This is a genomic window from Herbaspirillum sp. Her4 (assembly GCF_057961335.1).
The window spans coordinates 3,371,249-3,395,645 of record NZ_CM176330.1 but is presented as its reverse complement, the minus strand read 5'-3'; the positions used below and the strand labels follow the sequence as shown (position 1 = coordinate 3,395,645).

At 57.5% G+C, this 24,397-nt stretch carries 20 protein-coding genes and 1 tRNA gene; 11 read left to right on the top strand and 10 right to left on the bottom strand.

What is annotated here, in order from left to right; all coding sequences use genetic code 11:
• The first annotated feature begins 7 nt into the window (after window positions 1–7).
• Window positions 8–988: a CDF family Co(II)/Ni(II) efflux transporter DmeF gene (dmeF, locus tag ACWFUC_RS15370; RefSeq protein WP_489625348.1), complete on the top strand. Its 981-nt coding sequence runs from the start codon at window positions 8–10 to the stop codon at window positions 986–988.
• A gap of 88 nt (window positions 989–1,076) precedes the next feature.
• On the opposite strand, the gene ACWFUC_RS15365 is transcribed toward dmeF, so the two are convergent.
• Window positions 1,077–1,319, bottom strand: a complete 243-nt coding sequence (locus tag ACWFUC_RS15365) for a hypothetical protein (RefSeq protein WP_034330072.1) — start codon at window positions 1,317–1,319, stop codon at window positions 1,077–1,079.
• 269 nt (window positions 1,320–1,588) lie between these two features.
• Between ACWFUC_RS15365 and ACWFUC_RS15360 the strand changes: the two genes are divergently transcribed.
• Window positions 1,589–2,668, top strand: a complete 1,080-nt coding sequence (locus ACWFUC_RS15360) for an acyltransferase family protein (protein ID WP_489625347.1) — start codon at window positions 1,589–1,591, stop codon at window positions 2,666–2,668.
• A gap of 240 nt (window positions 2,669–2,908) precedes the next feature.
• On the opposite strand, the gene ACWFUC_RS15355 is transcribed toward ACWFUC_RS15360, so the two are convergent.
• The 3 genes from ACWFUC_RS15355 to ACWFUC_RS15345 all read right to left on the bottom strand — a co-directional run bounded on the left by ACWFUC_RS15355 (window position 2,909) and on the right by ACWFUC_RS15345 (window position 4,393).
• Window positions 2,909–2,985: transfer RNA gene (locus ACWFUC_RS15355), tRNA-Pro, on the bottom strand.
• Between the two features lie 131 nt (window positions 2,986–3,116).
• Window positions 3,117–3,977 (bottom strand): hypothetical protein, encoded by an 861-nt coding sequence (locus ACWFUC_RS15350; protein WP_489625346.1) that lies wholly within the window; start codon window positions 3,975–3,977, stop codon window positions 3,117–3,119.
• Window positions 3,978–4,159: 182 nt separating this feature from the next.
• Complete coding sequence (locus ACWFUC_RS15345; protein WP_489625345.1) at window positions 4,160–4,393, bottom strand: hypothetical protein; 234 nt, start codon at window positions 4,391–4,393, stop codon at window positions 4,160–4,162.
• A 286-nt stretch (window positions 4,394–4,679) separates the two neighbouring features.
• On the opposite strand from ACWFUC_RS15345, the gene ACWFUC_RS15340 reads away from it, so the two are divergent.
• Window positions 4,680–5,846 carry a glycerate kinase gene (locus ACWFUC_RS15340; RefSeq protein ID WP_489625344.1) on the top strand — a complete coding sequence of 389 codons (1,167 nt, stop codon included), beginning with the start codon at window positions 4,680–4,682 and terminating at the stop codon, window positions 5,844–5,846.
• Window positions 5,847–6,573: 727 nt separating this feature from the next.
• Window positions 6,574–7,122 carry an FxDxF family PEP-CTERM protein gene (locus ACWFUC_RS15335; RefSeq protein WP_259434906.1) on the top strand — a complete coding sequence of 183 codons (549 nt, stop codon included), beginning with the start codon at window positions 6,574–6,576 and terminating at the stop codon, window positions 7,120–7,122.
• A gap of 164 nt (window positions 7,123–7,286) precedes the next feature.
• Here ACWFUC_RS15335 and ACWFUC_RS15330 read toward each other — a convergent pair whose 3' ends face one another.
• Window positions 7,287–7,814, bottom strand: coding sequence for a serine O-acetyltransferase (locus ACWFUC_RS15330; protein WP_489625343.1), 528 nt, complete (start codon window positions 7,812–7,814; stop codon window positions 7,287–7,289).
• A 725-nt stretch (window positions 7,815–8,539) separates the two neighbouring features.
• Between ACWFUC_RS15330 and kdsB the strand changes: the two genes are divergently transcribed.
• From kdsB to ACWFUC_RS15300, 6 genes are all read left to right on the top strand, one after another.
• Window positions 8,540–9,820 (top strand): 3-deoxy-manno-octulosonate cytidylyltransferase, encoded by a 1,281-nt coding sequence (kdsB, locus tag ACWFUC_RS15325; protein ID WP_489625342.1) that lies wholly within the window; start codon window positions 8,540–8,542, stop codon window positions 9,818–9,820.
• A 29-nt stretch (window positions 9,821–9,849) separates the two neighbouring features.
• Window positions 9,850–10,797, top strand: a complete 948-nt coding sequence (locus ACWFUC_RS15320; RefSeq protein WP_489625341.1) for a KpsF/GutQ family sugar-phosphate isomerase — start codon at window positions 9,850–9,852, stop codon at window positions 10,795–10,797.
• A gap of 94 nt (window positions 10,798–10,891) precedes the next feature.
• Window positions 10,892–11,731, top strand: coding sequence for a 3-deoxy-8-phosphooctulonate synthase (gene kdsA / locus ACWFUC_RS15315; protein ID WP_259434902.1), 840 nt, complete (start codon window positions 10,892–10,894; stop codon window positions 11,729–11,731).
• Between the two features lie 49 nt (window positions 11,732–11,780).
• Entirely contained in the window at window positions 11,781–13,214 is a 1,434-nt protein-coding gene (locus ACWFUC_RS15310) for an MOP flippase family protein (RefSeq protein WP_310835474.1), read from the top strand.
• Window positions 13,211–14,032, top strand: a complete 822-nt coding sequence (locus tag ACWFUC_RS15305; RefSeq protein WP_489625340.1) for a glycosyltransferase family 2 protein — start codon at window positions 13,211–13,213, stop codon at window positions 14,030–14,032. Before ACWFUC_RS15310 ends, ACWFUC_RS15305 begins: the two co-directional genes overlap by 4 nt.
• Before the next feature lie 11 nt (window positions 14,033–14,043).
• On the top strand, window positions 14,044–15,387 hold the full coding sequence (locus tag ACWFUC_RS15300; RefSeq protein ID WP_489625339.1) for a capsular polysaccharide export protein, LipB/KpsS family: 1,344 nt from the start codon (window positions 14,044–14,046) through the stop codon (window positions 15,385–15,387).
• A gap of 65 nt (window positions 15,388–15,452) precedes the next feature.
• Here ACWFUC_RS15300 and ACWFUC_RS15295 read toward each other — a convergent pair whose 3' ends face one another.
• The 4 genes from ACWFUC_RS15295 to ACWFUC_RS15280 form a co-directional block, all read right to left on the bottom strand.
• Window positions 15,453–16,880: a mannose-1-phosphate guanylyltransferase/mannose-6-phosphate isomerase gene (locus ACWFUC_RS15295; protein ID WP_489625338.1), complete on the bottom strand. Its 1,428-nt coding sequence runs from the start codon at window positions 16,878–16,880 to the stop codon at window positions 15,453–15,455.
• 17 nt (window positions 16,881–16,897) lie between these two features.
• Complete coding sequence (locus ACWFUC_RS15290) at window positions 16,898–18,016, bottom strand: nucleotidyltransferase family protein (RefSeq protein ID WP_259435270.1); 1,119 nt, start codon at window positions 18,014–18,016, stop codon at window positions 16,898–16,900.
• A gap of 77 nt (window positions 18,017–18,093) precedes the next feature.
• Window positions 18,094–19,278, bottom strand: a complete 1,185-nt coding sequence (locus tag ACWFUC_RS15285; protein WP_259434897.1) for a WecB/TagA/CpsF family glycosyltransferase — start codon at window positions 19,276–19,278, stop codon at window positions 18,094–18,096.
• Window positions 19,265–20,461 (bottom strand): glycosyltransferase family 2 protein, encoded by a 1,197-nt coding sequence (locus ACWFUC_RS15280; protein ID WP_489625544.1) that lies wholly within the window; start codon window positions 20,459–20,461, stop codon window positions 19,265–19,267. The genes ACWFUC_RS15285 and ACWFUC_RS15280 overlap by 14 nt, the downstream gene beginning before the upstream one ends.
• 420 nt (window positions 20,462–20,881) lie before the next feature.
• Between ACWFUC_RS15280 and ACWFUC_RS15275 the strand changes: the two genes are divergently transcribed.
• Window positions 20,882–22,285, top strand: coding sequence for an Atrophin-1 multi-domain protein (locus tag ACWFUC_RS15275; RefSeq protein ID WP_259434895.1), 1,404 nt, complete (start codon window positions 20,882–20,884; stop codon window positions 22,283–22,285).
• A 58-nt stretch (window positions 22,286–22,343) separates the two neighbouring features.
• Here the strand turns inward: ACWFUC_RS15275 and ACWFUC_RS15270 are convergent, their stop codons facing one another.
• Complete coding sequence (locus ACWFUC_RS15270) at window positions 22,344–24,383, bottom strand: acyltransferase family protein (protein WP_489625337.1); 2,040 nt, start codon at window positions 24,381–24,383, stop codon at window positions 22,344–22,346.
• Window positions 24,384–24,397 lie beyond the last annotated feature (14 nt).

The window sequence follows — 24,397 nt, the reverse complement described above, 5'->3', positions numbered from 1 at the left end:
AGACGCCATGACCAGTCCCGCCACTTACCGCCACGAACATATGTATCTGGGTGCCAACCATGACCGCAACACCCGCCGCACGCTGTGGGTGGTGGCCTTGACCGCCGTGATGATGGTGGCCGAGATCGCCGCCGGCTACTTCACGGGGTCCATGGCCCTGCTGGCCGACGGTTTCCACATGGCCACCCACACCGGCGCGCTGGCCATTGCTGCCGGCGCTTACGTGTTTGCACGCCGCCACGCGCATGATGGACGTTTCAGCTTCGGCACCGGCAAGGTCGGCGACCTGGCCGGTTTTGCATCGGCGCTGGTGCTGGCGGTGATCGCCATCGGCATTGGCGGCGAATCAGTGTGGCGGCTGGCCAGTCCGAGCACGGTGGATTTTGGCGAGGCGATCCCGATTGCCATAGTCGGACTGATCGTCAACATCGCCAGTGCCTTGTTGCTCATTGAGGGACATCATGGACACGACCATGGCCACGGTCATGCACATGCGCACGACGCCGGACATGCGCAGCACGGGCATGAGGCGCACGGGCATGGACACAACAAGCACCATGACCATGACGGCCACGACAACAATCTGCGCTCTGCCTACCTGCACGTGGTGGCCGACGCGCTCACCTCGGTGCTGGCCATTGCCGCCCTGCTGGCCGGCCTCTACCTGGGCTGGACCTGGCTGGATCCGCTGATGGGCGTGGTGGGTGCGGTGGTGATTGCGCGCTGGTCGTGGAGCCTGCTGCAGAGCAGTGCTGCGGTGCTGCTGGATGTGACCGATGCACAGGTCGCGGCACGCATCGAGCAGGCACTGGCGGACGAAGCGGTGCACATCGAGGACCTGCACGTCTGGCGCATCGGTCCTGCGGCGCGCGCGGCGATCGTCAGCGTGTCCGGCGGTCAGTCCGTCACGGAAGCACGCTTGCGGGTAAAACTGGCGGCGGTGAGCGAGCTGCGCCATCTGACGCTGGAACTGCATCAGGCCGGATGAGTGAGCGGCAGGCTGGCGTGAAACGATGAACAAAAAAGACAGCGGCCGAGGCCGCTGTCTTTACATCTGCCGGGTGCAGCGTGCTGGCTCAACGCCAGCCGCGATGCCAGCCGTAGTGCGGGTGATGCCAGCCCCAGCCATAGTAGGAATGGTATTCCCAGACCCAGCCCGGACCGGGCGAGGCATAGGTGGGCTGCACGTACACCACCCCCGGCGGCGCAACGTAGGCCGGCTGGGCCACATAGGCCGGGCGTACCGTGGGCGGGGTCACCACGCAGCCGCTCAGGCCGAAGGCCGCGGCCAGTGCCGGGATCAATAGTAGGGATTTCATGGTCTTGCTCCTGAATTTGTTTGGCGGAATGTGACGGCGTGAGCAGACGCCGTTGACCACGATGGTGGTGAACAGATAACGAACACAGACGTGAGGAAGAACACGCCAAATTGTTTGTTTTTGTAACGCAATCATCGACCGCGCAAAAATAAACCCAAGCTCATCAGGGAACTACTTGGTCAGCATCGCTCAAATTGCCAGCAGCTTCGAAGGCGCGTCCGGCACCGCGAAGTGAAGCCAAAAAACTGACCAAGAATCGCGAGCTGAACATGAGCCATAAAGACCACTTTCTTACGTTGGATGGCTTCCGCGGTATTGCCGCCCTCCTAGTTGTGCTGAGGCATAGCACCTGGTATTTCGGCGATAACCCCTTCTTTTCCAGCTATCTGGCCGTGGATTTGTTTTTCTTGCTCAGTGGTGCCGTCGTGGCACGCTCTTACGAGCAGCGACTACTGAATGACATGAGTTTGAGCAGATTCATGTGGATCCGCTTGCTGCGACTGTATCCGCTTTATTTTCTGGGGATTTGCATCGGGATTTTCGCGGTAGTAGCTGGCTTGTCGGCCTTCCAGGGAAAATTGCCGATTGCGGCGCTGACCGGGCTACTGATGCTTCCGGCACTCTACTCGACCGTACTCTTTCCGCTCAATGGTCCAGCATGGTCACTGTCCTCGGAAATGATCGCCAACGTTGTCTATGGCTGGAAAGTCCGCCAGCTGAGCGACCGCGTGCTGACAGCACTGATGCTGGCTTGCCTGGCCGGAATGATTCTTTTTGTGGTCCTGTCTTCCCAGCAAAGCTTGGACGCAGGCTTCCATCGACAGACCTACTATGTCAGCCTGTTGCGCGTGGGATTTTCTTTTGCAGCTGGGGTCTTGCTGTATCGTCGAGTTTTACGCAAAGGTCAACGCGCCACGATCAGCAACACCCGGACAGCGCTCATCACCCTCGGCGTAGCGGTAACGTTGATGATGACCCCGCCTGCAAGCCTGGTTCCCTTCTATGACATCCTTGCAGTGTGCATGGCTTTCCCGCTACTAGTGTATGCAGGGATGCGCTTCCAGCCCACGGGCCACTTGGCAAGGATCTGCCAGTTTCTCGGAGTGATCTCGTATCCAATCTACATCGTCCACAGCCCCTTGGCTGAACTGGTCAGGAACGCGTTTCCGACTTTCACCGGCGGGCGCCAGTTGGCTGAATTCACTCCGTGGGCCGGGATCGTATTTCTTGCCGCCCTGATCGGGATTGCCTGGGTCCTTCATCACTGGTATGACGCGCCCTTGCGCAATTACATCGACGCGCGCGCAAAAGCATTTTCGGCATCCAGCGCAGGCGCACAGTTGAAATGAGATTGCTTGCAGAGCTACCGCGACTGGCTTTGCACTCGAAAGGGAGCGGGCTCTGTGAATGATCACTTGCCCCGTTCGGCCATGAAGCAGCAAACATTCTGACTGCGCACACTCTGATCAAGCAGACCGCAAGCGGGGAGACCCATCACCACGAAAAACGAGGACTTAAAGCAAAACGGCACTACGAAATTCGTAGTGCCGTTTTATGCCAATCGTTTTTACTATGCTGCTTTGTTTGTTTGGTCGGGACGGTGTGATTCGAACACACGACCCCTTGCACCCCATGCAAGTACGCTACCAGGCTGCGCTACGCCCCGACTGAAGACAAAGATTATAGATTGCCTGTGTTATTAAATCAACTGTTTCTGCAAAACATTTTTAATCATTAGATGCGGAGGAAAGGTCGACGGTTCTGCAAGAGTATTTGGCCACCGCAAAATTCAAGTATTCACCGCCCCCCAAAGAACTCGTTCAGCAAGAAGCTCTGCAACCCCTTGGTGTCCTCCAATCGCGCCGACAAGGTCACCACCCTACCCAGCTTTTGCGAATCAAAATTGAAATCTCCCTGATAGTAGCGCCGGATCAAGGTAATCATGCTATTGACCACCGCCAACTGTACGTTGCCGCCAAAGCCAGCATCGACCTCAATGACTTGATTCTGGCTGCGCCGCTGGTCGGTAGTCCACCCACGGAAACTGTATTGCGCCACGCGTGGCCCCATGCTCAGGATCTGGAAGACACCATTCGTGCCTCGACCACGTTGCTCCTGAAAGGCGATGTTGGCGCGTGCTATCTCGTTGGCAGAAGGATTTTCCGCAGCGCGCGCTGCGGCATTTTCCTGCGCGGCTGCCTGCTCAGCCTCTTGCCGCTTCTGACGATTGCGATTGATGGCGGTCATGAAGTCTTCAGCGGGCACATCCGCTGCGGCCGCAGGCGCATTGCTGCTTGGGGCCTGCGTCACCGGAAGCGGCGTGCGCTGAGGCACGGACTGCCGCACCGACGGAGTGTTGTGCCGGGGCGTTGGTTTGGCCATCGGCTTCTTCGGAATCCGCTCGGGCTTTTTGGGCTCCAGCACAGGCTTGGGCAGCTCAGGCTGCACCACTGTCGCAGCAGGTCGGACGAAGCTCACCTGCAACGGCGCATCAGGTCTGCCAGGGGCATCAAACTTTGGAGGTGCCTCATTCAGCTTGGCCCGAACAAACATGAACAATACCGCGTGTACCAGCACGGACAAAACAATCCCTAGCGCGGTACGGCACCGGGATCGCAAGATCACATCTGTTCGGGTCGACAAAACGGAAAAACTCATACGGTGTGAAGACAGCGATGGCTGAACAATCTGCGATTAACGCACACTAACGCTGGTCCAGGCACCCCATGCGCCTTGCCCCGCTCCTATCCCTCCATGCATTCCGATCAATAAAAGCGTCATTCTAGCCGGTTTTGACCCGAACACCTGAGCACCATGCGCACAAACGCGACGCATACCCGTCATCGCCAACGGCCGTGCCCGCCCCAACCGCTGCTATAGCCGAAGTAGAAGGAAGAAGAAGGATAACCGTATGCCGGATAGGCAGGGTAAGCATAATAGGGCGAGTAGACCGGCTGCGCCGGATAAACCGCTACTCCGTTATAGGGGCTAGCAGGCACTGCCACGCAACCAGTCAACACCAGCACGGCCAACAGCCCTGACAACATGAGTGCAACACGCACCAGATGCTTCATATTAATGCTCCTCAGGCGTGGCAACGCCAACGTCATACTATCCCTCAGACACGCCGCAATGACCAATCTGCTTACCGTTTGTTACGGGAGCCCACCATCCAGGCGAGCAGCGAATGCCCACCCACCATTTCGACTGTCTATACCAGCGCGAGCATAATACGACCGAGAGCAACTTATATAATTTAGCATTACCAAGCCGGGCCGGACGATCGCCGGTCCATCATAAAACGAGACCACTCGCGCGCTTTGCCCTCGCGGCGCCGGGTTCCAGAACAAGCCGCTCACCATGACCACCCCTACCTCCTCGCGCCGTGCCCCTGTCGTAGTCATCGCCCCCGATTCATTCAAAGGTTCACTTTCCGCTGAGGAAGTTGCGACTGCCATCGGTGCCGGCATTCGGGCCGCAATTCCTGATGCCCAGGTCCGGCTCTGCCCGATTGCCGACGGCGGTGAAGGCACTCTGGACGCGCTCATGCATGCCGGTGGCGAGCACTTGAGCGTCAACTGCCGCAATGCCGCAGGCCAATACTTCAGCGCCCCGGTAGGCATCCTCAAAAACGGCAGCGCCGTGGTGGAATCGGCGGCCATCGTCGGATTGACCGACCTGGCTGGAACTGCCGTCGCCGTCGCAGAGCGCACCACCCTGGGCGTGGGTGATGCCATCCTGGACTTGCTCGATCGCGGTGCCCGCCATTTCTTGGTGGCGTTAGGAGGAAGCAGCACCAACGATGGTGGCGCGGGCCTGCTGGCGGCACTGGGCGTGAAGTTCCTCGATGCCTCGGGCGATTCCGTGCCCCCGATTGCTTCACAGTTGCAGCGCATTGCCAGTGTTGACACCTCTGCGCTTGATCCCCGCGTGAAGGAAGCGCACTTCGTTGCCATGTCGGATGTTGACAACCCACTGTGCGGCGAAGAAGGTGCTACCGCCGTGTTTGGCCCCCAGAAAGGCGTCCAGCCGGAGCAGGTGGCCCCGCTGGATCAGGCCCTCGCCCACTTTGCCAGCCTTCTGGAGGCGGCACTGGGCCGCCAGGCGTCCCGCCTGCCCGGCGCAGGTGCCGCAGGTGGACTTGGCTATGCCCTCTTGATGCTGGGCGCACAGTTCCGCTCTGGCGCAGAAACCGTGGCCGACCATATTGGACTGGATCAGGCCTTGGCAGGGGCAGATTGGCTCATCACCGGGGAAGGCCGCAGCGATGCTCAGACGCTGCACGGCAAGGCGCCCTTCATCGCCAGCCAGCGCGCGCGTCGCGCCGGGGTGCCGACAACCCTGCTCTCCGGCGGTATCGACAGGAAGTCACTGGAGAAACTGCAAAGCAGCTTCTCGGGATGCTTTTCGATTGCTTTCGGGCCCATGAGCCTGCCGGACGCGATCGCACAAGCACCTGGACTGCTCAAGGACAGCGGCGAGCAGCTGGCACGCCTGTGGCAGGCTTCTGCAGTCCGACAAGGCTAGGCAGACTGCGTGTGCAAGGGGGCGCCAGTGATCTGCCCCCCCACTCCCCCTCCTCTCGCCCCCCCTCTTTCTCAGCTTTAGACACGGCCTCGCTTGCGCCGGGAATGCATTCGCATGACCAACTAAGCTTTCCGCACCGCCGGGTAGTCAATCGCTCTTTCGCGTCCAACGCTGGACAAGTCCCCAGTCATTTCCAAAAAAACAACCAAACTCCAATTCGAGCGAACTGTACAGCTTTTTTGCACCGCTGCACGCATGTAAAGATGAGCCTCTCGCTATTTCCAATTCGTCATTAATAAAAATATAATTTAAGATGTCATTTAGATAATAAATTCCGCACATTTCATTATTTAAATATCAATAATATTGCCGTGCAGATTTGTTCGTTTCCGCAGCGCACAACTCAGCAATAGTGCCCCGCAGAAACTGTTGAAAGCCTTTACTGGAGCGGGTTTCCGGCTGACGACAAAAAAATAAAAAAGTGAATTTTGAGACCAAAAGTCATTGCCCTGCTGAGGTCAGAATGTTATATTTCCGACATCAACACATTTTTTGTAACAACCGTCAGATTTTGTCAGGAATTGTTTGTTTTCGGGCAATAAAAAGATTGACTGCGACGCAAGTGTCTCAGGGCAATCCAGCAGCAAAGTGAGTTGATCTGCTTATGAATGGAGAGCGCCACGCGCAATCCTCTTCACACATAGTTACGAACTTAAGGATTGGTCCCATGAAAAAACTTCTCGCCACTACCACCATTGCACTGGCACTCTCGATGGCCGGCACCGCAGCCTACGCAACTACCTTTGCGCTGGATACCACCGGCGGTACCGCAGCTATCAGCTCGCCCAAGTACCTCGCCACCCAGTCGTTCAACGACAACTACACCTTCACGATCAGCAGCCTGACCGACATTTCGTCGGCAGTGACGGCCACCTTTGTTACCAAGAATGGCGGTGGCCTGACCAGCTATAGCCTGATCAACACCACCACCAACACAACCATTGCTACCGGCACTTCCAGCAGCTCCGCGTCCGGCAAGAACACCATCATCACTTTCAGCGTCGACGCTACTCGCCTGACGGCCGGTGCCTACGCGCTCAACATCACCGGCAAGGGCACCTACGGCGGCAACCTGACGCTGACCTCGTCGGTCCCGGAAGTGTCGACCTCTGCCATGATGCTGGGCGGCTTGGCCTTCGTGGGCATGATGGCATGGCGTCGTCGTCGCGGCGACCAGAAGCTGTCCGTGCCGATGAGCATGACTGCTGCCGCCTAATCCGCACGCTGGTAGATGTGAACGAAAAAGCCCGAGCAATAGCTCGGGCTTTTTTGTGTCCTGGTCCTTGCAGCAGTTTCAGCCTTGGCCTCGTCCACAACGGGCCAGCACACTGCGCAATGCCCCATCTTCGCGGGCATATGAAGTGTTTTTCCAAATCTCTACTATTGCTCAGTGCTGGACATTGTGGCAACGACCTTGGCGGGCGCTCCCACAACGGTTGCTCCAGCCGGAACGTCGTGCAACACCACCGACATCGCTCCAATCTTGCAGCCATCTCCAATATGTATCCCGCCCAACACTTGGGCATAAGCGCCCAATTCGACATCATCACCAATGACTGGCGAAGGACCGTCGGCATGGCGATTGCCTATGGTTACCCCCTGCCGGAGAGTGCAACGCGCACCGATCACTGCATGTTCGTTCACGAAGATATTGCCGAAGTGCCAGATTCGCAAACCAGGGCCAATTCTGGCACCGCGCGGCAGACTGATGCCAAATGCCGTCTCAGTCAAACGAAAAACGGGCCAATAGATCGCACTATGTATCTTTCGCCCCCAACCATCAGGCCGAGCCTCGATACGGCGCCCCCAACGATAGACCCAGATGGCCCAGATCGATTGCTCTTTCAAAAACGGCCGGCGCAAATTGTAGCGCTCCAGATCAGCCATCCAGTCGGGGTCCCTCGCCATCAATGTTCCTTTCAAAATCGGTGATTCATGAACCTTCTATCGGCATCAGCTGCGATCTTGCCGCTTTGTTATCAAATTGACTTAAATATTCATATTCAGACAACAAAAATCTTACGATGCTTCACAGCAGTTTTTTGCTTCAAAAGGCGACTGTGCAGCGCAACAATATGATAAATTTGCCGAACAAGCCAGCAACTGCGATTAATTGCTGCGAAAAATTTCCGGCCAGCAAAACAAGCAGGAACTTTTCTCTCAGCTCTAGATCCGTTCACCTGGCTTCAAGAAGCATCACCATTCCTCACGGCGCACTTGCCCAAGCAGAAACTGCGAGGAGTAGGATCCGGCTTCGATTGATGACAAGAACAAATGCCATCACGCCGAACCACAGGACCGATGCAGTGGGTTTTATCCCATGAATTCCTTCAGTGGTTTCGCGCAGTTGGCTCGGATCTGAACAATCGAATCGAGGCGGCGAAGTTGTTTTCATCAAGGATACATTGATGACAGCGGCAACCGATGTTTCCGTATGGCCCCCTCTCATCTGAAAGCCCTTTCATGACCACGGTATCAAACTGGCCCGAGATATCCCTTTTTCTGCGCACACTGCGGACTCCGCGCGCATCTGGTCTCGCCTTCCATTCAGGTGCTGCCCTGCATTCAGGTGCTGCCCTGGCGCATCCGGCGCAGGCACCGTCATCGCACGCCACTCCCGCATGAGTTCCGCCATGCGCTGTATCGCCGTTATTCCAGCCCGCTTCGGTTCCAGTCGTCTGCCGGGAAAACCGCTGGCCGACATCCTCGGCAAGCCCATGATCCAGCATGTCTACGAGCGCGTGAAAAGTATCGACGAGCTCAATGACGTAGTGGTCGCTACCGACGATGAACGCATCCTCACTGCCGTTACCGCCTTCGGTGGCAAGGCCTTGCTGACTTCGCCCGACCACCCTTCCGGAACCGACCGTCTACGTGAAGTGATGCAGCACCATCCGGCCGATCTTTATCTGAATGTGCAGGGCGACGAGCCTCTGGTCAACCCAGTTCACCTGCGCAGGCTGCTGCAAGCGATGCTGGCGGCACCTCAACTGCAGGCCGGCACGCTGTGCCACCCGATCAGCGCAAGCGAAGCGGAGAACCCCAATACCGTCAAGGTAGTGCGCAACCGCGCAGGTGACGCCCTTTATTTCAGCCGCGCGCGCATCCCCTTCGAACGCGAGTCCACGGGCAAGACCCGCTACTTCAAGCATATCGGCGTGTATGCCTATCGTGCCGATTTGCTGGCAGCCTTCCCCGGCTTGCCGCCGAGCGAACTGGAAGGCAGCGAGATGCTGGAGCAACTGCGCATCATGGATGCCGGCTGGCAGATCCGCGTGATCGAAGTCGACCATGCCGCACCCGGCGTCGATACCCCGGCATGCCTGGAACGCGTACGCGCACTGATGTCCGGGCAGCCCGACCCCACCCTCAAGGCGGGCAGCCTGGCCGACATCAGACTGGTCATCACCGACATCGATGGCGTACTGACCGACGGCGGCATCTGGTATGACGATAGCGGCGAGTGCTTGAAGCGTTTCCATGTTCGCGATGGCATGGGCATCAAGATGTTGCAGGAGGCCGGCATCAACGTTGCCGTCATCTCCGGTCGCGACTCGGCCACGCTGCGCCGTCGGCTGGCTGACCTGGGCATCACTGTGTTCCTCCTCGGTGCCAAGGACAAGGCAGCCGCCTGCAAGGCCATCATGGATCACCACCAAGTCGGACCGGATGCCACCGCCATGATTGGCGACGACAGCATTGACCTGCCCGGCTTTGCCGCTTGCGGCTGGCCGGTGGCCGTAGGTGACGCACCAGACTACGTCAAGCGTCATGCGCGCGTAGTGCTGATCAAGGCCGGTGGCCAGGGTGCCTTCCGTGAATTTTCCGACAGCATATTGAACGCGCAGAACCGTTCCGCCATCTATGACAGCGTCGCCGGTTATGCGCAGGCCATGGGCCGCATGACGCAGTGACCTGCCCCTACAACAAAAGTGAGAACAGCATGAGAACAACCGGACTCCGCGTCTTCCAGGAACAGGCGCAAGCCTTGAACATGATCGCCGAGCGTCTGGCCGAGGAATTCGAACAGGCCGTCGAACTGATGTACAACACCCGTGGCCGCGTGATCGTCTCCGGCATGGGCAAGTCCGGCATCATCGGCAGCAAGATCGCCGCTACCCTTGCCTCCACCGGCACCTCTTCCTTCTTCGTGCATCCGGGCGAGGCCTATCACGGCGACCTCGGCATGTTCACCGAAGCCGATACGGCCATCCTCATCTCCTACAGCGGCGAAACCGAAGAGGTGATCCGCCTGATTCCCTCCCTGAAGCATTTCGGACTGCGCATCATTGCAATCGTTGGCAAGCGCAATTCCACCCTGGGAAAAAACGCCGACGTAGTGCTGGATGTGTCGGTGCCGCGCGAAGCCTGTCCGAACAACCTTGCCCCGACCACCTCGACCACCGCCACTCTGGTGATGGGCGATGCACTAGCCGTCGCATTGATCGAAAAGCGCGACTTCAAGCCCAATGACTTTGCCCGTTTCCACCCGGGTGGCAGTCTCGGCAAGCGCCTGCTCACACGCGTCAAAGACGTGATGCACACCGAGCTGCCGTGGGTCATGCGCGATACCGCCATCGTCGACGTAATCAGCCAGATGACCGAGGGCGGCCTGGGCATGGCGCTGGTGAGTACGGACGGCAACCGCCAGGCACTCTGCGGCGTGATCACCGACGGAGACTTGCGCCGTGCCCTGGCTGCGCGCAAGGACATCTACCACATCACCGCTGCCGACCTGATGAACAGCTCGCCCAAGACCGTTTCGGAAAACGAAATGTTTGTCGATGCCGAAGCCAAGATGCTGGAATTGAACATCACCGCGCTGGTGGCGCTCAACGACCTGCAGCATGTGGTTGGCGTGCTCAAGCTGCTGGATGCAAAGCGACTGTAATTGCCGGGCAAAAACACGTATTCTCCCCCCTTCCAAGCGCCAGCAGACAGGCGCCGGACTTTGAAAATCACCCTCCTGCATGAGGAAACGGAACATGATCAAGATCAATGAGATTCAAGTTGGAAACGAATTGCCATTCGTTCTTTTCGGCGGCATCAACGTCCTCGAATCCGAACAATTCGCTGTCGATGTCTGCGGTGAATATGTGCGCATCACCAAGGAACTGGGCATTCCCTATGTCTTCAAGGCATCGTTCGACAAGGCCAACCGCTCTTCCATCAAGAGCTACCGTGGTCCCGGTCTGGACGCCGGCCTGAAGATCTTCGAAGCCGTCAAGAAGGCACATGGCGTGCCGGTGCTGACCGACGTGCATGAGCCCTACCAAGCGGCAGAAGTCGCCAGCGTCTGCGACGTGCTGCAGCTGCCGGCCTTCCTGGCGCGCCAGACCGATCTGGTCATTGCACTGGCCAAGACCGGCAAGGTCATCAACATCAAGAAGCCGCAATTCGTCAGCCCGCCGCAAATGAAGAACATCGTCGAGAAATTCGAAGAAGGCGGCAACACCAACGTGATGTTGTGTGATCGTGGTGCGCAATTCGGCTACGACAATTTGGTGGTAGACATGCTGGGCTTCGGTGTAATGAAACAGGTCAGCGGCAACAAGCCGGTGATCTTCGATGTGACGCATGCCCTGCAACAGCGTGAATCCGGTGCTGCGGCATCGGGCGGCCGTCGTGGGCAGGTGACCGAGCTGGCCCGAGCTGGTATGGCATTGGGCCTGGCAGGCCTGTTCCTGGAAGCCCACCCGGATCCGTCCAAGGCATTGTGCGATGGTCCGAGCGCCTTGCGTCTGTCGCAGCTCAAGGCTTTCCTGGAGCAGGTCAAGGCGGTGGATGATCTGATCAAGAGCCTTCCTGAGCTGGATACGCATTAAGCATGGCGGCACCCATTGAGGCGCGCCAGCCGGCGCAGCGGGGCCGCGCATGAGCGCCGCAGCCAACGCCCGCTGGATCGCCCTGACACAGGTCGTCAAGATCTTGTCCCAGCTGGTCAACATGTTCGTGTTGACTCGCCTGATCGCCCCTTCGGAATATGGCCTTATGGCCATGGCCGGGGTGGCGACCAATCTGGCATTCGTACTGCGTGACATGGGAACGGCTGCAGCAATCATCCAGAAAGCCGAGATCAGTCAGGCCGATACCTCGTCGGTGTTCTGGCTGAACATGGCGGGCGGGACGCTGCTCATGGTCGCCCTGTTCGCCACTGCCCCGCTTCTCTCGGCGACCTTCAACGAGCCCCGCTTGACGGAAGTACTATGGATTCTCTCGCTCTCCTTCCCGATTGCAGCCAGTTCAACCGTGCATCAAGCTCTGCTGGAACGCGTTTCTCGCTTCCGTATGGTCGCAGGCATTGAATCAGCCTCTTCGCTGCTGTCCCTGCTGATCGCGCTGGTACTGGCCTATCGCGGCCTCGGCGTCTGGAGCCTGATTGCACAGGCACTATTGATGGCAGCTTGTACTACCGTGCTGATGTGGTGGTTTTCTCCTTTCCGTCCCAAGGCGCTGTTTGATCGTGAAGCACTGCGAGGCGTCTTCAAGTTCAGCGGCTCCATGGCTGGACATCAGTTGGCCAGTTACCTGTTCCGCAATGCCGACAGCTTCATCGTCGGCAAGATGCTCGGCATCACCGTACTAGGTAATTATTCCCTGGCATACAAGCTGATGCTGTTCCCGGTACAGAACATTTCATGGGTCGCTGTACGCTCGCTGTTCCCCGTGATGAGTCGACGACAGGATGATAGAGCCTACATGGCAGCGCTGACACTGCGCTCCCTGAAACTGGTCTCTTTCATTTCGGCGCCAATCATGTTTGGCGTGGCCGGAGTTTCCGATCTGTTCGTCGACAGCTTCCTCGGCCCCAAATGGGCTCTGGTCGGCGGCATTCTCACCTTCCTGGCAATGGTCGGCTATGTGCAGGTCATTTCCAGCATTGCCAGTCCGGTACTGATGGCGCTAGGCAAGTCCGACTGGCTCTTCCGCATGTCCATGGTCGGCACGCCCCTGCACATCATCGCTTACGTTGCCGGTGCTTGGATCGATGGCGCACGGGGCCTGGCCATCGCCTATCTGGTAGCGGCCATCATGATGGCCTTGCCCGGCTTCTATCTGGCGGGCAAGCTCTTGTCGATCCGCCTTGCAGATTTTCTGTTGAGCCTACTGCCATCCGCGCTAAGTGGACTGGCTATGGCTGTCTTGCTGCAGCTTGCGCGCAAGCAGTTGCCGCAGTATTCGGGTCATCTGCTGTTCGCCATCCTGGTTGGCGCAGGCATTTTGTTCTGGGCTCTCATGGTGGCGCTGTTTCAACGGCGCGAAGCAAGCGAGTTCATCCAGCTGGCCTTCCGTCGACTCAAAAAATGAATCCCTCCGGCGACCCAATCAATATGGAATATCTTGCGTTGATCCGCACCTTCAACAGCCTGCCGTTAGTAGAAGAGGTCATCCGTTCGCTGCGCATGCAGAGCAGCCCTCCCACGGCCATCATGGCCGTCGATAGCGGCTCTGATCCTGCTCAGGCGGAGGCTCTGCGTGCCCTTGTAGATATATGGCTTGATGTGTCGGGCCAACCATTTAACTACGCGCGCTCGATCAACCTGGGTGTCCAGGCGGCCGAACTGGAGAACGTGCTGATCATTTCCTCTCACGTGATATTGCGTGAGCAGGATGTGATGCAACGCTTTTTCAGTGAGTTGACCAGCAAGGGGGACCGTGTAGGATCGATCATTTCCAACAAGTCCCACCCCTGGCTCGTACGACAGGTGAATAACGTCAACTTCACCGGGGTCAATGGCTTGACCAATTCATGCAGCTTCGCGCCGACGGCCTTGCTGCGTGAATTGCCTTTCCGCGAAGAGGTCTTCGCCTCCGAAGATCAGGAATGGACCAAACGATTCCTGGCCGTCAAAGCAGACAATCTGACCATCGTCGAAACCGGCCAGATCGACTATCTGAACAAGCATTTCAGTTACAAGAAAAAATACAATGAAGAAATGGCACTGGCCACCTTCGTTGATACACGCCGTAAGGGGCTTCCTGCGATTTTGACATGGCTACTGAAATCGGCCTGGTCAATTTGCGTCAAAGGCGACATCGCCAAGGCGAATCATCGCTTCAAGGTCGCGATGGGACTGTGCAAGGCTCGACTCAGGAAACCTGACATCAACTCCAAGTATTACTAAGCGACCTCATCATGAAAATCGCCATCTTCGTCCTGGCCGACATGTTCGTTCCGCTCATGCTCAGTACCGGCAATTGTCTGGAACATCAACATGGTCATCAGGTACGCTATCTGAACTTCCTTCCCCACGACCACAAGCTGCTGGCCAAGAATACCGGTCAACTTTACCCTCGCGATCTGGAAACACTGGACGGTAGCAGGCACGAAGCCGACATACTGTTTTCCGAGGACGAAGTGAAGGAAATGGTCAGCTTCATGCAGACCAAGCACGGTGGGAGCCTGATTGAGTGGCATGACCGCGTCAATACCGTAGCACGCTATGTCAATCGATTCCTCGAGGAGCAGCAGCCCGAATTGTTCGTGGTGTGGAATGGTCAGGATCATATTGGCCAAGTCATCAGCATACTCTGCCGTCGCAGCGGCATCCCCGTGGTCTATCTGGAGAACGGCTACTTTGCGAATACGCTACAGGCTGACCTCGGGGGCGTGAATGCCTCTGCCACGTTGGCCTCACTGGACTTCGATGCCGTGCTTGCGCAAGCACAAGGACGGGGCGATACAGCCGTAGTCGACAAAACTGCGCCATCGTTGAACCTGCGACCGCTGACCCGCACGCAACTGGCCGCTATCGCCTTGGCTCACCGCACCAATCTATCCTACTACGGGCACTATCCCGAGCAACGGGGATTCAGCAGGATCAAGAGCTGGAAGATCAAGCGTCGACGGGCGGCCATCGCAAACGACCAAGCGAAGCTGCCGGCCCAATTCGCTTTCATCCCGCTTCAGGTCCATGACGATACGCAGGTGCTGCTCAATTCGAGACTGGTGCATTCGGTGGAAGAATTTTTCGAGACAGTCCATGCCGCGATTCGTCGTACCTGCGGCCCGGACTACCCCATCATCGTCAAGGAGCACCCGGAAGACCTTGGCCGCTACGACTACAGCCAGTTACGTCAAAAGTATCCTGATGTCCTCTGGCTGCGCAAGTTCGACGTCGAACTGCTGCTGGACCGCGCCACCATGGTCTTCGTCATCAACTCATCGGTAGGCCTGCAGGCGGTACGGCGCAAGACACCGACGGTAGTGCTGGGTGAATCGTTCTACTCGAAACCGGAAATCGCCTTCGTGGTCAACAACCTCGACCAGCTTGATGCCACTGTACAGCGTGCGAAAGCTGGCGTGGATGAAATCATGTCGGCGCATATCGATGCTTTTCTCGATGCCCTTGATCGCATCCTCTTCGTCAAGGGGACCTGGAAGTATCCCGCCTGCCTTCAGGCAGGACCGGCACTGGCTGCACGGCTGCTGGCCTTGTACGAACAGAGCATGCAAAAGGTCGGAGCGACGAACGCCTGAGACTGCCGCGGACAATATAAAAAGGAGAGCACGTGCTCTCCTTTTTTCATGGGGACCTTGCGCTCTCACGCTCGCTTGTAAACATCATCAAAGCGCACGATATCATCCTCGCCGAGATAGCTTCCCGACTGCACCTCGATCAGGTGCAGCGGTAACTTGCCCGGATTTTCCAGACGATGGGTCACTCCGATGGGCAGATAGATCGATTCGTTCTCGCTCAACAAGGTCACTTCCTCCCCACGCGTAACCAAGGCCGAGCCGCTGACCACCACCCAGTGCTCTGCGCGATGGTAATGCATCTGCAGCGACAGCTTCTCGCCCGGCTTGACGATGATGCGCTTCACCTGGAAACGCTCACCGGCGTCAACGCTCTCGTAGCTGCCCCACGGGCGGAAGACGCGCTTGTGATGCACGTGTTCGGTACGCTTTGCGTCCTTGAGCTTGTCAACGAAACTTTTGACTTCCTGCACCTTGTCACGGTGCGCCACCAACACGGCGTCATCCGTTTCGACCACTACCAGGTTTTCCACGCCGAGCACAGCGACTAGACGACTTTCCGCTCGAACCATGGTGTTCTTCACCTCCTTGAGATGTACGTCGCCACGAATCACGTTGCCTTCCTGATCGGCCGGCAGCACTTCGTGCAACGCACTCCACGATCCCACATCGCTCCAACCTATGCTGGCGGGCACCACCACGGCACGGGAGGTATTTTCCATGACAGCGTAGTCAATGGACTCCGATGGCGAAGCTGCAAAGGCAGTCTCGTCCAGGCGGCAGAAATCAAGGTCGTTATAGGCCTTGGACACAGCCTCCTTGACGGCCGCACCGATCAACGGGCGATGGATCTCCAGCTCGCTCAGATAATCACGTGCCTTGAAAAGGAACATTCCGCTGTTCCAGTAATACCCGCCCTGCTGCAGGAAGCCGCTAGCGGTCGCCAGGTCTGGCTTCTCGACGAACCGCTCTACCAGGAAGTTACCGCTTTCCGCGCTATCTGCGGCACCACGCAGAATGTAGCCATAGCCGGTCTCAGGTTGCGTCGGCTCAATACCGAAGGTGGCCAGCGCCCCCTTCTCCACCGAGACCAAAGCACGGCGCACCGCTGCGTGAAAGGACAGCACATCAGTGATGACATGGTCGGCCGGCAACACAAGCATCACGGCCTCCGGATCGAGACGCTGCAGGTGCAGAGCGGCAGCAGCGACCGCTGGGGCCGTGTTGCGACCCTGAGGTTCCAACATGATGCCCAGCGGCCGCATGCCGATCCCGCGCATCTGCTCGGCGATCATGAAGCGGTGCTCGTTGCCACACACCACCAACGGCGCCTGTACTTCGGGCCAGGAGCTGACCCGCGCCACGGTCTCCTGCAGCATGGTCTGCTCGCTGACAAGAGGAAGTAATTGCTTAGGATAGGCTGCGCGGGAAAGCGGCCACAAGCGGGTACCCGAACCACCGGACAGGATGACGGGATAGATTTTGAGATTAGACATTAAGTACTCCAGGTTTACTAAATCGCACTGCGCGGTTTGAGACGGCGATCCCGTGCATCGTTCCACTGCTCGTCCGGCCGATCGGAAGTATGTTTCATTTCGCCCTCGTGGGTGACACTGTACGCACCATAAACGACGCTGTTTTCAAAGGTCGTTCCACTCGCTACGCGAGTATATTCGAATAGCACACTGCGAATCACCTTTGCGCCACTGCAAATATGGCTGCCATGACCAATCCAGGCAGGTCCGATGATCGTAGAACCTGCCGCCACGTGCGAGCCGGCACCGATATAGACCGGTCCTTCGATAGTGGTTCCATCCCATTCGATGCGGGTATTCAAGCCCACCCACACACCTTCCTGAATCTGCGTGCCCGGCACGTACATCTGCGCTACTTCGCCCTTGAGCACGCTTTGCAGTACCGACCAAAAATCGGTGACATTGCCGATGTCGATCCAGTTGAAGAAACGATTCTGGGCATAGAACGGTAATTGCTTTTCCACCAGTAACGGGAACAGGTCAGCACCGATATCGAAGAATTTGTCCTTGGGAATCAGGTCCAGCGCGGCGGGCTCCATGATGTAGATGCCGGTGCTGGCCAGATTGGAGAGTGCCTCTTCCTGTTTAGGCTTTTCCTGGAAGGACTTCACCTTGCCATCCTTCTCGGTTACCACGATGCCATAGCTGGAGACTTGCTCCATCGGCACTTCCTTGGTGATGACGCTCACCAGGGCACCCTTGCGGCGGTGTTCGAACAGGGCCGAATGAATATCCAGGTCGATCAGCGCATCACCACAGATGACCAACGTGGTTTCATCGAAAAAGCCACCGAATTCCTGGATTTTCTTCATCCCTCCGGCAGAGCCGATCGGATCTGGAAAGACCTGACCATCATCATCAACGTAGCCTTCGAAGGAATAGCCAATGCGCGCACCGAAGCGCTGACCTTCGCCGAAGTAATTCTCAATGCGGTCGTGCAGATAGCTGACGTTGACCATGATGTCCTGGATACCGAACTTGACCAAGTGCTCGATCAGGTACTCCATCACGGGCTTGCCGAGGATGGGAATCATCGGCTTGGGGAGTGCGTAGGTCAAGGGCCGTACGCGTGTCCCCTTGCCCGCTGCCAGGATCATTGCTTTCATGAGTGCCTTTTCTATCGTTAATATTTGAGCTGAAAGTGCCGACCGCAGAGATCACGTCTCCATGGCCGTCAAGCCAAGGGTTGAAGCAAATAATGTGCGCAGTGCCACTCGAATTGCCGGCGCAACGCTGCTGACACACCAAGCATTGCCCACGGCCTACCCCTCGCACAACATGCGCCATATAACAGCATCAGAGATGCCAACGCCGCGCTGTCGATGTGAGCCAGCTCTGAACAGTCCACCAGCATGGGCCCGGACCGATCGGCCGCGCTCGGCAGGAGTGCACGCAAACGCGCAATATTGGGCAGCCCTAGAGCACCCGTCAGGATTAGCCGACAATCACCATCTTGTTGCCGCACACTAATGATCGCCTTGTCGAATTCGGATGGTGCAGGTGCTCTCTGACGCCGCGACACTGCCAGCGGTACAACACGATTGACCAGCACACTCAACAAGCCGATACCATCCTGCCAGTAACGCTTCCAAAGTTTTGGCTCTTCCTTGATGCGCCACAGCCATTCCATGCCGGACTTCTGTGCCCACACGGGTGCCCGGGAGACAGTTCCCGCAACAAAATTGACCACGGCACCCAGATGACTGACCAGCGGAACTGTCAGGCGAGACAGATTGAACTGGATCCATGCTTGCCCCTTTTTGGCACCTAGTGCTACCACAAGGAAGTCGGCTCCACTGGCATTGATACGATCAATCACGGATGAGTCGCTCATTTCTTCGATGCTGCCAAATCCCGGACTATCGAACCCGACGGCACGCATTCCCGACGGCGTAGCATTGAGCTTTTCGCTGGCCCGCTGTGCCACGCCGGGCGGACCACCAAAAAAATACACTCCTACAGCCTTATTGCCCGTGGGCATGCCTGCTTGCCGCAATGCTTGGAACAAGCTCGATCCAGCCACGCGCTCCTTGATGGGCAAGCCTGTGGCACGCGCGATCCAGATCAGCGGCATGCCATCGGCGATAGAAAGATCACTCTGGATTACCGACAAGCGGAACTGCGAATCGTCGAGGCAAGCGATAGCAAAATTCAGGTTGGGGGTAGAAAGGAAGCATCGTTGCCCCTGCACAGCGGCTTGCTGCGTCAGACGCACAGCCTCATCCAGACTGACGCAGTCGAATGGCAAACCGAGAATGCAAAACACCTCACGGTTGAAGTCAGGCAGGGGGCCCCATGGCTGCTCCGGCGCAGCAACGACAAGTCCAGGAGAGAGATGCCGAGCGTTATTCTGAATCACGTTTTGACCTCACCCACGCCACTTGGCGGTTGAACAAGAATTTGAAATACAGGGGTAACTTGCGCGCGACATATCCAACAGCTCCGAGCAGTTCGCGCAGACTGATGATGCTACGGCCATAGCCATTCCAGGCAATCAATACCGCGCTCCCGATGCAGACCAGCAGCGCACTGGCGATAACCACTGGCATCATCGCGCCCATTCCAACCCAAAACAAGGTCGTGATGACCCATGCGGCCACTACCAGCATCACGAGCAGCGCAAGGGGCGGCACGCTCAGATCCAGTGCCAACCCTGCCATCGCCAGGTTGCCACGCCTGAGGGCCCCCACTAACAGGCGTGGCACATAAGACTGGATCACGCTGAGATGGCCGTGTTCCCAGCGCGTTCTCTGAGTCTCAACGCCACTGTCACTGGACGGAAAATAACTGTAGACCATGGCTTGCGGACAAAACAGCGGTGCCTGTCCGGCTTCAGCCAGATCGACGCCCAACTTCATATCCTCGACAATGTGGCCGGTGGCCAGATCTGCGCTGCGGATCTGCTCCCAGGTGAATGCCATCCCGGTCCCCATCAACTGACAAGGCAATCCGATCCGATGAAACCCAAGTGGCCGTACCCAATTCTTTACCAACCAGGCAAACTCGGCGATCTTGCGCATTGCGCCCGCCCCCTCTGGGGTATGCATCAGATAGAGCGCCTGTACCGGACGCCCCGACTGGGCGCACCGGCGCCCCAAGGTATCCAGAGCCTGCTCCCCTAGAAAGCAATCAGCATCCACGATGATGACAACATCCGGCGCATCGGCAGCCAGATGAGCGATGCCGTGGTCAAGCGCATAACCCTTCCCGCGCAACTCATCATGAAACCGTTCAGTAACTTCAGCTCCCGCAATACGTGCGATTTGGGCTGTCTCATCCGAGCAATTGTCCGCCACGACCAGCACCCGGTCAGCGCTGTCCAACTGCTTGACAATGCCATGTATAACATCGGCAATTCCGCCGGCCTCATTGTGAGCCGGCACCAGTACGGCAAGCCGCGGTCGCTTCTGCCCCGTGTCGCTTGCCCCCCTGACGGGTCCGCGTGCGCAGACCACCTGCAGCAAAAGTACCAGTACCGGCACCGCAAGAAGCGCCAGCGCTACCAGCAAAAACACTTGCACAATCGAGATGATTATCGACATATTCATTTCCTCTGGACTGCCGAAGCTGTCCGAATCTTCCAAACTACTCGCATTTAATGCTACTGAGCGACAATCTTCCAGCTTTGCAAAGAAACCTGCCACATCCGAGGTGGCAACCTGCAGATGCCGCAAGATGTCCAGGCAACGTTGCATGGAAATCAAGATCCAAGTCAGACCACTCTCTATTATGCGACAGTCACCGCCGCCGATGCTGCAATGCATCAACAATATTTATGAAACGGCAGCGCCGGAGCTGCCCTGAGCATCCGCCATCGCTTTTCGAGGCATCAGACCGATGCCTGACTACAATGATCGATATACTTTCCACCTTCTCATTAAAATTACTTACATTTTCGAGGATGCGTAGAACTTAATCCACCTGGCCAGATCATCACTAAACCACACCAACAGGAGTTGCTTATGCCACGGCCCACCACCACACTAAGACGCTTTCAACTGACACTCGGACTGACCGCTGTGCTTGCCGCCGCACCAGGCTGGGCCCAGGAATGGGGTACTTATATGAAACCCTTTGCTGCCGACTCGCTGTGGAACAGTCGCCCGGTGAATCCGGTGTTTGATTCCTTCGTCATTCCGACTGACAGCTATTTCCCCACGGTGACTAACAACACCTATTCCACCGGCATCTTCCTGGCGTCGCCGGATGACCCGCCGGTCACCATCACCGGTCTGACTGGCAGCAAAGGCCTGTTCCATACGGATGACGAGAATTATCACGACATCACCATTCCACACTGGCCGGCTTCAGCGAAAGCCGCACCGGGGACGGACGGTCATGCTGACATCGTTGACCCCACGACTGGCATTGTGCATTCGCTCTTCAAGCTCAAGCAGGAAGGGACAAAATGGACTGCTGCCATGTATGCCTGGACCAAAATCGATGGGCGCGGCTGGGCTGATCCAGGCCATTACTATCAGGGTGCCCGTGCTACCGGCGTACCAGCGGCGGCAGGCATCATCCGTATCCATGAGGCGGCCCAGAAGCCCCAGTACTATCCTCATGCGCTGGCGATGTCACTGACCTACTCGGGCCTGAGCCCCAATCCCGCCTATGTGTTCCCGGCCACCTCAGCAGATACCGAAGCCGCCATCCGCAACAAGGGCGGCATTCCCGAGGGCAGTCTGGTGATGCTGCCGCCAGACTTCGATACCAGCAAACTTACCAACGCAGAAGTCCGCCGGATCGCTGAAACACTCAAACGCTACGGTGCTTACATCGTCGATGCCAATATCGGCACGCCCTTCGTCATCTACGCAGAGATCGGTGCCGACGCCAATCCTTCGCCGAGCGGATGGAACAATACCGTCGCCACTGAAATGCAGTCGATCCGCGCAGCTCTTCGCCGGGTGGTCAGCGCCCAGGGCTGGATCGACGGTAACGGCAAGACCTTTACGCCCAACCAGAACCTGAATCTGCTTTCCATGCGTGGCAACTGGACCCAGCAATCCGGCAGCGTATTGGGCCAGTACAGCTCTTGGGACCAAGCCGTGGTTTTCCCGGCGACCAACTCGATGTCCGAAGTCGTGAACTACAGCAACCGCGGAATGAACGCAGTGACCTGGGCCAAGCCAGTCAGCGGTGCCACCTACAAACTGACCGCCAACACCACGAACGGCGGCAAACTTCGCATGAGCATCTACGACCAGTTGGTGGGCAAAGTCGTCTTCGACAGCGGCTATCTGGCCAATGGCGAAAGCAAGACTTTTACCTGGACCGCGAGCTCGCCGCGCCTCGTGCTTTACGCCCAGAGTGGCGTGGGCAGCAAGTCTGCAGTCGGCGGCGATCTACGCAAGGCCGACTGATACTTGCCCAGCCACAACAAAAGTCGCAATCCAGCCGCAGTCCTCGACTGCGGCTTTTTTATCGGGCCACGCCTGACGGCAGCAGTCCATCCTTCTGCATCGACTGCAACAAATACTTGGACGCTGCCAGGCTGATGTGCTGATCGTCGTTGTACAAATAAGCACCATTTATCTTTGATCTGCACTGGGCCGATGAGCAGAACAGTGCCACCGGATCGAATACCGTCGCCTTCGGATGCAACTGGCGCAGCTCGCTCACGGCGGCATCGTAGGGCTTTCTGATCTGGTCATGCTCGGCGCGGGTATAAGCACATTCGCGGATCGGACCGTCACCGAGTCGGTTCACGCAAGCATGCGGGTCCAGTTTGAGGAATGGCACATCAGCAACGAACACGACCTGCTTGCCTTGCCCAATGAAACTTTCAATCAACGCGCCATATCCGGACATGAACGCCTCTCGCTGGCTCAACGCGTGATCGTTGACCTTGTACTGCGAGGGCTCATCGAGATTGCCCCGCGGGTAAGCCCCGCTGATCACCACCGTCCGGATGGAAGAGAATCTCTGACCAACGGCGATTGCCTGACGGGCAATCTCCGTGCAATTGTTGGACCAGCGCCGCAAATTGGCGGGCTCGTAGGGCAAGTTGGGATACACACGGCAGGCGTGCCCGGCCACCATGATGGACGGCAGTGCAAGTTGACGACTGAAAATCGCCGAATGCAGTGCCATGACGTGGCTATCCCCGACGAAGAGCACTTGCGGCTGCGCCGAATTGGAAAGACAGACCTCTTCACTGACTGGAACCAGTTGATTGAGGCGATTGCAACTGCCATCGGAGTTGCGCGAGCCATCGAATACATCCGCATGGGCGAGGTAATCCAGCTTCTCATTGATCGCCCGCTGAGGAAAACCGCCATTGTGATAGATGACGGCCCCCGCCAGTCCTACCGCTGTGTTGACCAGCAGCAGCGCCCAAACGATGCGTATCCCACTGGCATGCCGAAGCGGACGCTCAATGAACAGGAAGGTGCCCCACGCCAGCAACATGGCCGCCAGTACCGCCATCAGACGCCATTGCTGGGGGGCGGTTTGACCGGCAATGATGGTCGCAAAGGACAGCAGCGGCCAGTGCCAGAGATACAGTGGATAGCTGATCAGCCCAATCCCGACCAACGGCTTACTGGCGAGTATCTTACGATTGAACCATGCCCCGGGGCCCGCCGAGAGTAAAAGAAATGCTCCTGCGCACGGCAGCAGCGCCCACCAGCCCGGGAAGCTGCGCTCGCCATTAAGCAGGACGAACCCCAGCACCAGTAAAATCAAGCCCAGCCACGCTTGCCATTCCTTGGCGCGCGCATTCAGGTCGGAACGATGCAGATTGATATAGGCGAGGGTGCCACCCACCATCAACTCCCAGAATCGTGCGAACGGCGAGTAGAACGCTGCGGTCTGGTCATGTCCGATCAAATAAAGATTGATGAGGAACGACAACAGAGCGATCACTCCGACGATGCGCAGAAATCCCCACTTACGTTTCCACACAAAGGCCAGCAGCAAAGGCCAGAACAGATAGAACTGCTCTTCGATCGCCAGACTCCAGAGATGCAGCAATGGCTTGGTCTCGGCGGAGTTATCGAAGTAGCCGCTTTCGCGCCAGAACAGAATATTGGAAATGAAGGTCGACCCACCCAGCATGTGCTTGCCCAGCTGACGGTACTCGTCAGCGAACAAAATGATTCCCCCGGCGACCGCACATGCGACCATCACCGTCATCAGGGCGGGGAAAATGCGTTTGACGCGGCGGATGTAGAAATCGAGGATACTGAAGCGATCATGCTCAAGATTGTTGAAGATGATCAGCGAAATCAGGAAACCGGAAATGACAAAGAAAATGTCGACGCCGATGAAACCGCCCTTGAACCACTCCGGGAAAGCGTGAAAAATGACCACTGAACCGACCGCGATCGCACGCAGACCGTCGATATCGGGACGATACTTAGGATGCAGCTGAGGTACATCCTGACCTGCCGCCGGGGCAACCGAAACCGCACTGGGCGAGCCTTTCGGAGGGAGGGAATTTTTCTGGGTGGAGACCATTTTCAGAGTTTTCG

What these genes read in the sequence shown, in the direction of transcription:
- ACWFUC_RS15340 (WP_489625344.1), top strand. Translation starts at nt 4,680, where the DNA reads ATGACCACCCCTACCTCCTCGCGCCGTGCCCCTGTCGTAGTCATCGCC.
- ACWFUC_RS15360 (WP_489625347.1), top strand. Translation starts at nt 1,589, where the DNA reads ATGAGCCATAAAGACCACTTTCTTACGTTGGATGGCTTCCGCGGTATT.
- ACWFUC_RS15275 (WP_259434895.1), top strand. Translation starts at nt 20,882, where the DNA reads ATGCCACGGCCCACCACCACACTAAGACGCTTTCAACTGACACTCGGA.
- ACWFUC_RS15295 (WP_489625338.1), bottom strand. Translation starts at nt 16,880, where the DNA reads ATGTCTAATCTCAAAATCTATCCCGTCATCCTGTCCGGTGGTTCGGGT.
- kdsA (WP_259434902.1), top strand. Translation starts at nt 10,892, where the DNA reads ATGATCAAGATCAATGAGATTCAAGTTGGAAACGAATTGCCATTCGTT.
- ACWFUC_RS15310 (WP_310835474.1), top strand. Translation starts at nt 11,781, where the DNA reads ATGAGCGCCGCAGCCAACGCCCGCTGGATCGCCCTGACACAGGTCGTC.
- ACWFUC_RS15290 (WP_259435270.1), bottom strand. Translation starts at nt 18,016, where the DNA reads ATGATCCTGGCAGCGGGCAAGGGGACACGCGTACGGCCCTTGACCTAC.
- ACWFUC_RS15365 (WP_034330072.1), bottom strand. Translation starts at nt 1,319, where the DNA reads ATGAAATCCCTACTATTGATCCCGGCACTGGCCGCGGCCTTCGGCCTG.
- ACWFUC_RS15270 (WP_489625337.1), bottom strand. Translation starts at nt 24,383, where the DNA reads ATGGTCTCCACCCAGAAAAATTCCCTCCCTCCGAAAGGCTCGCCCAGT.
- ACWFUC_RS15300 (WP_489625339.1), top strand. Translation starts at nt 14,044, where the DNA reads ATGAAAATCGCCATCTTCGTCCTGGCCGACATGTTCGTTCCGCTCATG.
- ACWFUC_RS15320 (WP_489625341.1), top strand. Translation starts at nt 9,850, where the DNA reads ATGAGAACAACCGGACTCCGCGTCTTCCAGGAACAGGCGCAAGCCTTG.
- ACWFUC_RS15330 (WP_489625343.1), bottom strand. Translation starts at nt 7,814, where the DNA reads ATGGCGAGGGACCCCGACTGGATGGCTGATCTGGAGCGCTACAATTTG.
- ACWFUC_RS15350 (WP_489625346.1), bottom strand. Translation starts at nt 3,977, where the DNA reads ATGAGTTTTTCCGTTTTGTCGACCCGAACAGATGTGATCTTGCGATCC.
- ACWFUC_RS15345 (WP_489625345.1), bottom strand. Translation starts at nt 4,393, where the DNA reads ATGAAGCATCTGGTGCGTGTTGCACTCATGTTGTCAGGGCTGTTGGCC.
- kdsB (WP_489625342.1), top strand. Translation starts at nt 8,540, where the DNA reads ATGCGCTGTATCGCCGTTATTCCAGCCCGCTTCGGTTCCAGTCGTCTG.
- dmeF (WP_489625348.1), top strand. Translation starts at nt 8, where the DNA reads ATGACCAGTCCCGCCACTTACCGCCACGAACATATGTATCTGGGTGCC.
- ACWFUC_RS15305 (WP_489625340.1), top strand. Translation starts at nt 13,211, where the DNA reads ATGAATCCCTCCGGCGACCCAATCAATATGGAATATCTTGCGTTGATC.
- ACWFUC_RS15280 (WP_489625544.1), bottom strand. Translation starts at nt 20,461, where the DNA reads ATGTCGATAATCATCTCGATTGTGCAAGTGTTTTTGCTGGTAGCGCTG.
- ACWFUC_RS15335 (WP_259434906.1), top strand. Translation starts at nt 6,574, where the DNA reads ATGAAAAAACTTCTCGCCACTACCACCATTGCACTGGCACTCTCGATG.